Origin of the sequence: Amycolatopsis echigonensis (assembly GCF_014174495.1) — a bacterium.
Lineage (GTDB): Bacteria > Actinomycetota > Actinomycetes > Mycobacteriales > Pseudonocardiaceae > Amycolatopsis > Amycolatopsis echigonensis.
Genome location: NZ_JACJHR010000136.1, coordinates 1 through 11,820, shown reverse-complemented (window position 1 = coordinate 11,820; position 11,820 = coordinate 1). Strand labels below are relative to the sequence as shown.

General features: G+C 72.5%; 9 protein-coding genes. All 9 read left to right on the top strand.

Going from position 1 to position 11,820, the window contains the following annotated elements:
* The first annotated feature begins 386 nt into the window (after positions 1-386).
* The 9 genes from H5411_RS43835 (at position 387) to H5411_RS43795 (ending at position 11,683) form a co-directional block, all read left to right on the top strand.
* Positions 387-1,946, top strand: coding sequence for a UDP-N-acetylmuramoyl-L-alanyl-D-glutamate--2,6-diaminopimelate ligase (locus H5411_RS43835; RefSeq protein ID WP_183127603.1), 1,560 nt, complete (start codon positions 387-389; stop codon positions 1,944-1,946).
* Positions 1,943-3,451 carry a UDP-N-acetylmuramoyl-tripeptide--D-alanyl-D-alanine ligase gene (locus H5411_RS43830; RefSeq protein ID WP_183127601.1) on the top strand — a complete coding sequence of 503 codons (1,509 nt, stop codon included), beginning with the start codon at positions 1,943-1,945 and terminating at the stop codon, positions 3,449-3,451. Before H5411_RS43835 ends, H5411_RS43830 begins: the two co-directional genes overlap by 4 nt.
* Positions 3,448-4,530 (top strand): phospho-N-acetylmuramoyl-pentapeptide-transferase, encoded by a 1,083-nt coding sequence (gene mraY, locus H5411_RS43825; RefSeq protein ID WP_101439097.1) that lies wholly within the window; start codon positions 3,448-3,450, stop codon positions 4,528-4,530. Before H5411_RS43830 ends, mraY begins: the two co-directional genes overlap by 4 nt.
* 3 nt (positions 4,531-4,533) lie before the next feature.
* Positions 4,534-5,940, top strand: coding sequence for a UDP-N-acetylmuramoyl-L-alanine--D-glutamate ligase (gene murD, locus H5411_RS43820; protein WP_183127599.1), 1,407 nt, complete (start codon positions 4,534-4,536; stop codon positions 5,938-5,940).
* Entirely contained in the window at positions 5,927-7,363 is a 1,437-nt protein-coding gene (ftsW, locus tag H5411_RS43815; RefSeq protein WP_101441230.1) for a putative lipid II flippase FtsW, read from the top strand. Before murD ends, ftsW begins: the two co-directional genes overlap by 14 nt.
* Positions 7,360-8,484, top strand: coding sequence for an undecaprenyldiphospho-muramoylpentapeptide beta-N-acetylglucosaminyltransferase (murG, locus tag H5411_RS43810; protein WP_101439099.1), 1,125 nt, complete (start codon positions 7,360-7,362; stop codon positions 8,482-8,484). Before ftsW ends, murG begins: the two co-directional genes overlap by 4 nt.
* On the top strand, positions 8,477-9,895 hold the full coding sequence (gene murC / locus H5411_RS43805) for a UDP-N-acetylmuramate--L-alanine ligase (RefSeq protein ID WP_183127598.1): 1,419 nt from the start codon (positions 8,477-8,479) through the stop codon (positions 9,893-9,895). Before murG ends, murC begins: the two co-directional genes overlap by 8 nt.
* On the top strand, positions 9,892-10,755 hold the full coding sequence (locus tag H5411_RS43800; protein WP_183127596.1) for a cell division protein FtsQ/DivIB: 864 nt from the start codon (positions 9,892-9,894) through the stop codon (positions 10,753-10,755). The genes murC and H5411_RS43800 overlap by 4 nt, the downstream gene beginning before the upstream one ends.
* A 94-nt stretch (positions 10,756-10,849) precedes the next feature.
* Positions 10,850-11,683, top strand: coding sequence for an NAD(P)H-binding protein (locus H5411_RS43795; RefSeq protein WP_183127594.1), 834 nt, complete (start codon positions 10,850-10,852; stop codon positions 11,681-11,683).
* Positions 11,684-11,820: the final 137 nt, after the last annotated feature.

The following is an 11,820-nucleotide window of genomic DNA, read 5'->3' as shown; positions in this document are numbered from 1 at the left end:
CCCCCCCCGCCCCTCTCCCGATCTGCCGGCGCCCCCCCCCCCCCCGCCCCGCTTCTGCCACCGCCGCTGCGGTGTCTTCGCTGCCTGCCGGGCATTTCGCTGGTCCGCTGTTCCACTCGACCGCGTCCGGCGGCCGGTCGCCGGCGGCCGTAAAAGGGACTGAGCCGGGGCAGGACCGGGGTTCGGCCCGTTCTTCGTCCACACGGGCCGGTGCGTCGCCGGGGAAAGGGTTGCGCCGCAACGATCTTGACCGCCCCACCTAGCATATCCGCGGCGGTCGCGCGCGTTCGCCGTACCGCGTTGGGTCACCCGGATCCGGCCTCGGTAACCTCTCCCGCGTGTCCGTGTCCTCGTCCCAGCCCCGAAGCGGGCCCGCTGCCGCGTCGCTGCCGGACAGCCCGGCCAAGGCGGCCGCCGCGCCGCCCCGCCCGGCCCGGATCGACCCGGTCCCGCTGGCCACTCTGCTCGCCCGTGCGGGAGCCCGGCTCATCGCCGACCGCCCCGAGGCCGCCGACCTCACCGTCACCGGCACCACGCTGCGTGCGCAGCACGTGCTTCCGGGTGACCTGTTCGCCGGCCTCCCCGGAGCCCGCGCGCACGGAGCCGACTTCAGCGAGCAGGCGCTCGCCGCCGGCGCCGCGGCCGTCCTGACCGACCCGAGCGGAGCCGACCGGCCCGCGCTGCGCGACGCGCAGGTGCCGGTCCTCGTGCACCCGGACCCGCGCGCCGCGCTCGGCGAGATCGCCGCGTGGATCTACGGAGAGCCGTCGCTGAACCTGTCCGTGCTCGGCGTCACCGGCACCTCCGGCAAGACCACCACCTCCTATCTGGTCGACTCGGGCCTGCGCGCCGCCGGGCGCATCACCGGCCTGATCGGCACGGTCGAGACCCGGATCGCCGGCGAGCGCCTCGCCAGCGGGTTCACCACGCCGGAGGCCCCGGACCTGCAGGCGCTGCTCGCGGTGATGCTGGAGCGCGGCGTCACGCACGTGCCGATGGAGGTGTCCAGCCACGCGCTGGCGCTCGGCCGGGTCAACGGCACCCGGTTCGCGGTGGGCGCGTTCACCAACCTGTCGCAGGACCACCTCGACTTCCACAAGGACATGGAGGAGTACTTCGCCGCCAAGTCCCTGCTGTTCGACGGCCGGTCGACCACCGAGGTCGTCGTGGTCGACAGCGCGTGGGGACAGGCGCTGCTCACTCCGCAGACGGTGACCGTCTCGATCGAAGCCGGGGCCGACGCCCTGTGGCGGGCCGCCGACATCGAGGCGACCCCGGCCGGGGAGCAGACCTTCACGCTGCTCGGGCCGGACGGGCTCACCCGCGCCGCGAAGATCCCGCTGCCCGGCACGTTCAACGTCGCCAACGCGGTGCTCGCCGCGGCGATCCTGGACAGCGCCGGCATCGACGCCGACGACATCGTCGCCGGCCTCGCCGCGGTGGAGGTGCCCGGCCGGATGGAGCGGGTGTACCTCGGCCAGGACTTCACCGCCGTGGTCGACTACGCGCACAAACCGGCCGCGGTGGCCCAGGGCCTCGACGCCCTGCGCGCCCGCACCGAAGGCCGCATCATCACCGTGCTCGGCTGCGGCGGCGACCGCGACACCGCGAAGCGCCCGATGATGGGCGAGGCCGCGGTCCGGCGCAGCGACGTACTGATCGTGACCGACGACAACCCGCGTTCGGAAGATCCGGCCGCGATCCGCGCCGCGATGCTGGCCGGGGCCCGCGCCGTCGGGCCCGCGGCGGGCGGCGAGGTGCTGGAGATCGGCGACCGGCGCGAGGCGATCGCGCACGCGGTGTCGCTCGCCCGGGCGGGGGACATCGTCCTGATCGCAGGCAAGGGCCACGAGACCGGCCAGGAGGTCCAGGGTGTCGTGCACCCGTTCTCCGACCGGGACGAACTGGAGGCCGCCATCCGCAAGCGTCTCGAGGTGACCGCGTGATCGAGCTGAGCCTGGCCGAGATCGCCGACGTCGTCGGCGGCCGGCTGCACCGCACGGACGGATCCGCTGTCGTGACCGGGAGCGTCGAATTCGACACCCGCGAGCTCGGTCCCGGCGGGCTGTTCCTCGCCCTGCCCGGCCAACGCGTCGACGGGCACGATTTCGCCGCGCAAGCGGTCGAGGCCGGCGCGGTCGGCGTGCTGGCCGCGCGCGAGGTCGACGCACCGGCGATCGTCGTGCCGCCGCTGCCGCCGGGGCAGGGCAACGCCGGGTCGGTCGCGCTGACCGGCGACACCGACGGCTCCGGCGCCGCCGTGCTGGCGGCGCTCGCCAAGCTGGCCCGGCACGTCGTCGACCGGCTGGCCGCGGGCGGGCTGACCGTCATCGGCGTCACCGGCTCGTCCGGCAAGACCTCGACCAAGGACGTCATCGCGCAGCTGGTCGAGCCGATGGGCCCGACGGTCGCGCCGCCCGGGTCGTTCAACAGCGAGCTCGGCCACCCGTGGACCGCGCTGCGCGCCGACGCGTCGACCAAGTTCCTCGTGCTGGAGATGTCCGCGCGCGGGATCGGGCACATCGCCGCTGCCGCCGAGACGACGCCGCCGCGGATCGGCGCGGTGCTCAACGTCGGCAGCGCGCACGTCGGCGAGTTCGGCTCGCGCGAGGGCATCGCGAAGGCCAAGGGCGAACTGGTCGAGGCGCTGCCGGAAGACGGCCTGGCAGTGCTGAACCTCGACGATCCGCTGGTCGCCGCCATGGCGAGCCGCACGAAGGCCCGGATCGTCGGCGTGGGGGAGTCGGCCGGGGCGCAGGTCCGGGCCGCCGACATCACGGTCGACGAACAGGCCCGGCCGTCGTTCCGGCTGATCACGCCCGAGGGCGAGGCCCCGGTGACGCTGCCGCTGCACGGCGAGCACCACGTCGGCAACGCGCTGTCGGCCGCCGCCATCGCGCGCGAACTGGGCGCGAGCACCGAGGAAATCGCGCAGCGGCTTTCGTCGCTGCAGCGGCGCTCGGAGCGCCGGATGGAGGTCGTCACCCGCGCGGACGGCGTCACGATCCTCAACGACTCGTACAACGCCAACCCCGAATCGGTCCGGGCCGGGCTGAAGGCGCTGGCCTCGATGACCCGCTCCGGTCGCCGCGCCTGGGCGGTCCTCGGCGTGATGGGCGAGCTGGGCGAGGACTCGGTGACCGCGCACGACGCGATCGGGCGGCTCGTGGTCCGGCTCAACATCGAGAAGCTCGTCGTGGTCGGCCAGGACGCGTCCGCCATGCACCAGGGCGCGCTGCAGGAGGGTTCCTGGGGCGAGGAGTCGGTGCTGGTACCCGATGTCGAGGCCGCGGTCGCCGTGCTGCATGATCAGCTCCGTCCCGGGGACGTGGTGCTGGTCAAGGCGTCCAAGGCCGCCGGTCTCTGGCGGGTGGCCGAAGCGCTGCTGGCCGATCCGGAAGCCGGGACCGACTCTTCCTCCTCCGAACGCTCGAACGGTGGTCACGCGTGATCAACATCATGATCGCGGCCGCGGCGGGTCTGCTGGTCTCGATCCTGCTCACGCCCTACCTCATCCGGGTTTTCTCGCGGCAGGGCTTCGGCCAGGAGATCCGCGAGGAAGGCCCGCAGGGGCACAAGTCGAAGCGCGGCACGCCGACCATGGGCGGCGTCGCGATCATCATCGCGATGGTCGTCGGCTATTTCGTCGCGCACCTGATCACCTGGATCAGCAACTCGCGTTCGGCGGCGCCGTCGGCGTCCGGCCTCCTGGTGCTGATGCTCGCCGTCGGGCTCGGCGTGGTCGGCTTCCTCGACGACTTCATCAAGATCCGCAAGCAGCGCAACCTCGGGCTGAACAAGACCGCGAAGCTGGTCGGCCAGCTCGTGGTCACCGTCCTCTTCGCGGTGCTGTCGCTGCAGTTCGCCGACTCGCACGGGCTCACCCCGGCGTCGCAGAGCCTGTCCTACGTCCGCGACCTGGCGCTGATCACGTTCCCGTCGGTCGTGTTCGTGATCTTCTGCTACATCGTCATCTCCGGCTGGTCGAACGCGGTGAACTTCACCGACGGCCTCGACGGCCTGGCCGGCGGCGCGGCGGCGATGGTGCTCGCGACGTACGTCGTCATCTCGTTCTGGCAGGCCCGGCTTTCCTGCTCGACCCAGCCGCTCCCGGCCTGCTACGACGTGCGCGACCCGCTCGACCTCGCCGTCGTCGCGGCCGCGGCCACCGGGGCCTGCATCGGGTTCCTGTGGTGGAACGCCGCCCCGGCGAAGATCTTCATGGGCGACACCGGGTCGCTCGCCCTCGGCGGTCTCGTCGCCGGGCTGTCCATGACGACCCGCACCGAGCTGCTCGCCATCGTCATCGGCGGCCTGTTCATGGTCGAGATGATCTCGGTGGTCACGCAGATCGCGGTCTTCCGCACGACGCGGCGGCGGCTGTTCCGGATGGCGCCCTTCCACCACCACTTCGAGCTCGCCGGGTGGGCGGAAACCACGGTGATCATCCGGTTCTGGCTGCTCTCGGCGATCTGCTGCATGTTCGGGCTCGGGCTGTTCTACAGCGAGCAGCTCAACTTCGGGAGCTGACCCTTGGAGCTTGACGGCAAACACGTTCTGGTCGCGGGCGCGGGCGTCACCGGGAAATCGGTCGTTCCCGTGCTGCGCGAGCTGGGCGCGCGGGTCACGGTCACCGACGGCAACGCCGACCGGCTCGCCGAGCTGAACGACCTGGACGCCGAGCTGGCGCCCGGCCTCGCCGCACCGCCGGAGGACACCGCGCTCGTGGTGACCAGCCCGGGCTGGCGGCCGACGTCTCCGCTGCTGGTCGCGGCGGCCGAGGCGGGGATCGAGGTGATCGGCGACGTCGAGCTGGCCTGGCGGATCGGCCGGCTGCGCGAGCATTCGCCCGCGTGGCTGGTGATCACCGGCACGAACGGCAAGACGACCACGGTCGGGATGCTGGAGTCGATCCTGCGCGCGGCCGGCGCGGACGCGGTGGCCTGCGGCAACGTCGGCTATCCGGTGCTCGACGCGGTGCGCGGCGGGCATCAGGTGCTGGCCGTCGAACTGTCCAGTTTCCAGCTGCACTGGTCGTCCACGATCGCGCCGGACGCCTCGGTGGTGCTGAACCTCGCCGAGGACCACCTCGACTGGCACGGCTCGATGGAGGAGTACGCCGCCGCGAAGGGCCGGGTGCACCAGCGGTCGCGCGCCGTCGTGCACAACGTCGACGACCCGTGGTCCACGCGGATCGCCGAGGAACACGCCCCGGCCGGCGCCCGGCGGATCGGGTTCGTGCTCGACACCCCGCGCGCCGGAGAGCTGGGCCTGGTCGAAGACCTGCTGGTGGACCGCGCTTTCGGTGCCGACCCGGACACGAGCGCCGAGGAACTGGCCGAGATCGCCGACGTCCGCCCGGCCGGGCCGCACAACCTCGCGAACGCGCTCGCCGCGGCCGCGCTGGCCCGCGCGCACGGGGTGCCGCCGGCGGCGGTGCGGAAGGGGCTGCGCGCCTACGAGCCCGCGCCGCACCGCGCGGTGGAGGTCGCCGAGGTCGGCGGCGTCCGCTACGTCAACGACTCGAAGGCCACCAACCCGCACGCCGCGCTCGGCTCGCTGCTCGCGCACGAAAGCGTGGTCTGGATCGCCGGCGGGCAGCTCAAGGGCGCATCGGTCGACGAACTCGTCGCCGCGGTCGGCGGGCGGCTGCGCGCCGCTGTGCTGCTGGGCGCCGATTCCCCCGTGATCGAAGCCGCTCTTGCGCGACACGCGCCGGATGTCCCGGTCAACCGCCTCCTTCCGGGTGACGATGAGCCCATGACTGCGGCGGTGAGTGCGGCCAGCGCCCTGGCTCGTCCTGGTGACGTGGTGCTTCTCGCGCCCGCCGCCGCCTCGCTGGACATGTTCTCGGGCTACGGAGCGCGCGGCGACGCGTTCGAAGCCGCGGTGCGTGCTCTCGCGGAAGGCGCGGCGGGGGCGGCGGATGACGGTCGTTGACGAGAAGCAGGCCAGGCCGCGCCGTGTCCGCAACGACAGCCCGTTCGTCGCGCTCCGGACCGCGCTGACCGCTTGGCTGTCCCGGCCGCTGGCGTCGTTCCACCTGGTCCTCGCGCTGACCGGCGTCCTCACCGTGATCGGCGCGGTGATGGTGCTGTCGGCGTCGTCGGTGGCCTCCTACAACCCGAAAACCGGCAGCGGCGTGTACTCGCTGTTCTTCCGGCACCTGATGTTCGTCGCGATCGGCGGGATCGTGTTCTGGCTCGGCCTGCGGGTCCGGCTCGAGCGGATCCGCCGGATGTCGGCGACCATCACGGTGATCTGCCTCGGGCTGCTGATGCTGGTGCTGACGCCGCTGGGGTCGACGGTGAACGGCTCGCAGGGCTGGTTCAAGCTCGGCGTGTTCACCTTCCAGCCGGTCGAGGCGGCGAAGGTGGCGCTGGCCTTCTGGGGCGCGCACATCCTGGTGATCAAGTACAACGTGCTGCACCAGTGGCGGCATCTGCTGGTCCCGGTGGTGCCGGTGGCGCTGCTGATGTTCGCGCTCGTGATGCTGCAGCCCGACCTCGGCGGCACGATCACGCTCGCGGTGGTGCTGCTCGGCCTGCTGTGGTTCGCCGGCGCGCCGAAACGGCTCTTCGGGGTGATCCTCGCCGGCGGCCTGAGCGGCGTGCTGGTGCTGGCGATCATCGCGCCCTACCGGCTCGCCCGGGTGATGTCGTTCCTGTCGCCGGACGCGGACACCTCGGCCGAGGGGTTCCAGGCGAACCAGGCCAAGCTGGCGCTCGCCGACGGCGGGCTGTTCGGCAAGGGGCTCGGGCAGGGCGCGTCGAACTGGGGCTACCTGCCGAACGTGCAGAACGACTTCATCTTCGCGCTGATCGGCGAGGAACTCGGCTTCGTGGGCTGCGCGGTCGTGCTGGCGCTGTTCGCCGGCGTGGCCGTGGTCGGCCTGCGCATCGCCACCCGCAACATCGACCCGTGGATCCGGATCGTCGCGGGCACGCTGACGGTGTTCCTCGTCGCGCAGGCGGCCATCAACATCGGCTACGTGGTCGGGCTGCTGCCGGTCACCGGCGTCACGCTGCCGCTGATCTCCTACGGCGGCACGTCGCTCGTGATCACCATGCTCATCATGGGCGTGCTGGCCAACGCCGCGCGGCACGAACCCGAGGCGGTGGCCGCGCTGCGCTCGCACGGGCCGGGTAAATTCGGACGCCTGCTGCGGCTGCCCGCGCCCGATCCGTACCGCCCGCCGTCCGCCCGCAAGGGAACGCGCGCGGCGGGGAACGGGACGAAGGCGGCCCGGCCGGCGCCGCGTGCGGCCCGGCCCGCACCGGCACAGGAACGCCGCCGGTCGGCGCGGCGGACTACAGCGAACCGCGGTGCCCGGAGCACCGCGAACCGGAGAGGTCATTGGTGAGCAAGCCCGTCAAGGGAACGCAGCGGCCGGCCGCGGGCCGGGCGCCGGTCGTCGTGGTCGCCGGCGGGGGCACCGCCGGGCACATCGAGCCCGCGCTCGCGCTGGCGGACGCCGTGAAGCGGCTGCGCCCGGACGCCGAGGTGATCGCCCTCGGCACGGAACGCGGCCTGGAGAACAAGCTCGTGCCCGCGCGCGGGTACCCGCTGGAGCTGATCCCGCCGGTCCCGATGCCGCGCAAGCCGACGCCGGAGCTGCTCCGGCTGCCGCTGAAGGTGCGCGACGCGGTCCGCCGCACCCGCGAGGTGCTGGACCGGGTCCACGCGGACGTCGTGGTCGGCTTCGGCGGCTACGTCGCGCTGCCGGCCTACCTCGCCGCGCGCGGCCGCACGCCGATCGTGGTGCACGAGGCGAACAAGTCGGCCGGGCTGGCCAACAAGGTCGGCGCCCGGTTCGCCGCTCGCGTCGCGGTCGCGGTGCCGGGCACGCCGCTGCCGAAGGCCGAGGTGGTCGGCATTCCGCTGCGCCGCTCGATCACGTCGCTGGACCGGGCCGCGCTGCGGGCCGAGGCGCGCGCGCATTTCGAGCTGGACCCGGACGCGCCGACGCTGCTGGTGTTCGGCGGTTCGCAGGGCGCGGCGTCGATCAACTCGGCGGTTTCCGGCGCGGCCAAGGACTTCGCCGAGGCCGGCGTCGGCGTCCTGCACGCACACGGCCCGAAGAATTCCCTGGTGGTGCAAGAGTTTCCCGGCCGCCCGGCGTACGTGCCGGTGCCGTACCTGGAGCGGATGGACCTGGCCTACGCCGCGGCGGACGTCGTGGTGTGCCGGTCCGGCGCGATGACCGCGGCGGAGGTGTCCGCGGTCGGGCTGCCCGCGGTGTTCGTCCCGCTGCCGCACGGCAACGGCGAGCAGGCGGTCAACGCCCAGCCCGCGGTCGACGCCGGCGCGGCGCTGATGGTCGCCGACGCCGACCTCACCGCGGAGAAGGTCGCCGAGCTGGTGATCCCGCTGGTGACCGACGCCGACCGGGTCGCCGCGATGAGCGCGGCCGCGGTCGGGCTCGGCCACCGCGAAGCCGACGAGACCCTCGCCCGCATCGTTTTGGAGGCCGCCGGTGCCTGACACGCCCGAACTGCCCGCACAGCTGCGCCGGGCGCACCTGATCGGGATCGGCGGGGCCGGGATGTCCGGCATCGCGCGGATCCTGCTCGCCCGCGGCGCGGCCGTGTCCGGGTCGGACGCCAAGGAATCGCGTGCGCTGCTTTCGCTGCGCGCGCAGGGCGCGACGCTGTTCGTCGGCCAGACCGCGGACAACCTCGACGAGCTGGCAGAACCGCCGTCGGCCGTCGTGGTGTCCACCGCGATCAAGGAGACCAACCCGGAACTCACCGCGGCCCGCGAACGCGGCATCCCGGTGCTGCACCGCGCGCAGGCGCTGGCCGGGCTGATGGCCGGGCACCGCGTCGCGTGCATCGCGGGAACGCACGGCAAGACGTCGACCACGTCGATGCTCACCGTGGCGCTGCAGAACTGCCGGCTGGACCCGTCGTTCGCGATCGGCGGCGACCTCAACGAATCCGGGGCCAACGCGCACCACGGCGAGGGCGGCGTGTTCGTCGCGGAGGCCGACGAGAGCGACGGTTCCTTCCTCACCTACACGCCGTCGGTGGCGGTGGTGACGAACGTCGAGCCCGACCACCTCGACCACCACGGCACCGCCGAGGCGTACGTGAAGGTGTTCAGCGACTTCGTCGGCCAGATCGAGCCGGGCGGGCTGCTGATCGTCTGCGCCGACGACGAAGGCGCGGCCCTGCTCGGCGACGAGGCGGCCGCGGCTGGCGTGCGGGTGCGTCGCTACGGCCGTGCTGCTACCAGTGAAGGCGATGTGCGCGTCCTGGACTACACGCCCGCGCCGGACGGCGGCGTCGTGCGGATCGCGCTGGACGGCGAAGAGCACGACCTGCGGGTCGCGGTGCCGGGGGAGCACATGGCGCTCAACGCGATCGCCGCGCTGCTCGCCGGACTCGAACTGGGTGCGCCGCTGGACGGCATGGCCGCCGGGCTCGCCGCGTTCGGCGGGGTGCGCCGCCGGTTCGAGTTCAAGGGCCGCGCGGGCGACGTGCGGGTGTACGACGACTACGCGCACCACCCGACCGAGGTGGCCGCGCAGCTGCGCGCGGTGCGCACGGCCGCGGGCAGCGGACGGGTCGTCGTGGTGTTCCAGCCGCACCTGTACTCGCGCACGCAGACGTTCGCCGCCGAGTTCGCCGAGGCGTTGTCGCTGGCCGACGAGGTCGTGGTGCTCGACGTGTTCGGCGCGCGCGAAGAGCCGGTGCCGGGCGTGACCGGCGCGCTGATCGCCGACCGGGTGACCGTTCCGGTTCACTACCAGCCCGCGTTCGACGTGGCCGCCGGTCTGGTCGCCGACCTCGTCCGGCCGGGCGACCTCGCGATCACCATGGGAGCGGGCGACGTGACGCAGCTGGGCCCGGAGATCCTGGCCGAGCTGGACCGGAGGGCCGACCGAGCATGACCGGGACCCGGCAGCGCCGTCGCCCGCCCGCGCCTCGTGCGGGCGAGGAGCAACGTGCTGCCCTGGCCCGGGAACGACGGGGGCGGCGGACCGAGGAGGAACGCCGGCGCACGCGCGCCCGCACCTCCGCGCGTTCGGGACGCGCGGCGCGGGCCGCCTCGCGGAAGAACCGGCCCACCCGGGGCCAGGAGATCCGCCGCCGCTGGGTGGCCCTGCTGACCGTGGTCACCCTGGCGGCACTGGGGTATCTGCTGTTCTTCAGCTCGCTGCTCTCGGTCAAGACGATCGAGGTGCAGGGCGCGAAAACGGTGTCGGTCGACCAGATCCGCGCGACCGCCGCGGTGCCGCCCGGGCAGCCGATGCTGCGCGCGGATGTCGACGCGATCCGCGACCGGGTGGCCCAGATGCCGGGCGTCGCGACGGTCGACGTGTCCCGGTCGTGGCCGACGACGCTCGAGATCGCGGTGACCGAACGGACCCCGATCGCCTTCTTCGACAGCGGTCCCGGCGGCGACGGGGTGCACCTGGTCGACGGCGGCGGCGTCGTGTTCAAGACGGTGAAGACCCGGCCGGTCGGGTTGCCGGAGCTGAAATTGCCGAAGGTGTCGGTGGACGATCCGGTCACCCGCGCGGTGACCGCGGTGCTCGGGGTGCTGCCGGAGCAGTTGCTGAAGCAGACCAAGACGGTCACCGCGCAGACGCCGGCGAGTGTCGAGTTCACGCTGGCGGACGGCAAGACGGTGCGGTGGGGGAACGCGGAGAACACCGATCGCAAGGCGAAGGTGCTGGCCGCGCTGCTGACGCAGCAGGGGAAGATCTACGACGTCTCCGCGCCGGAGCTGCCGACCATCACCTCCTGACGGCCCGGTGGGGGCCGCTCCCCAGGTTCACTGGCGAGGCTTTCTCGTATGCCGTACGCTCATTGTGTTCGTACGCCATACGAGAAGGTGGGGCATGACGGTTCTGGTGACGGGTGCGACCGGCAATGTCGGGCGGCTGGTGGTCGACGAGCTGGTGGCGCGCGGGGTGCCGGTGCGGGCGTTGACGGTGGACCCGGAGCGGGCGGCGTTGCCGGAGAGTGTCGAGGTCGTGGTCGGGTCGCTGGCCAAGCCTTCGACCTTGCCTGCCGCGTTGAGCGGGGTCGAGTCGGTGTATTTGGCGCCTTATGCGCGGACGGTTTCGCGGTTTTGCGAATTGGCGCAGAAGGCCGGGATTCGGCGGGTCGTTGCGTTGTCCGGGTCCAGTGCGGGGGATACGCATCCGGCTTCGAGCGGCCATGGGTTCGCTGCGGTGGAGAAGGCTGTCGAGGCGGCTGGGTTTGACTGGACGTTTTTGCGGCCGGGGGCTTTTATGCTCAATTCGCTGGGGTGGGCCGGGTCGATTCGGGAGCGCGGGGAGGTCCGGTCGGCTTATCCCGGGGCTGTTCAGACGCCGATTGACCTTGCGGATATCGCTGCGGTGGCGGCGCGGGTGCTGGTTGCGGAGGGCCATGGGGGACGGATTTACGGGTTGAGCGGGCCGGAGGGGATTTCGCTCGCGGAGATGGCTGCGGTAATCGGGGAGGTGCTGGGGAAGCCGGTGCCGTTTGTGGAGTTGACGCCGGAGGAGCAGGTCGCGGAGTGGGTCGGGGCTGGGTATCCGGAGGGGGTCGCTTCGTGGTTGCTGGAGAATTTCGAGGCGACTGTGCGGCGGCCGCAGGTGCCTACTGGGGTGGTTGAGGAGTTGCTGGGGCGGGGTGGGGTTTCTTTTGCGGAGTGGGTTAAGGGGAATGTTGCTGCGTTTTCTTGAGTGAGGGGGTTCGGCTCGTCGCCCTGGCGGGGACATTGCTTGTCGGTGGTGCGGTGGGGCACCCCGAAGCTGATTGTGCCGACGGTCTGGGGGTGCTTGTCAAGGCGGGAAAGATGCCTTGACAAGCACCCCCAGAC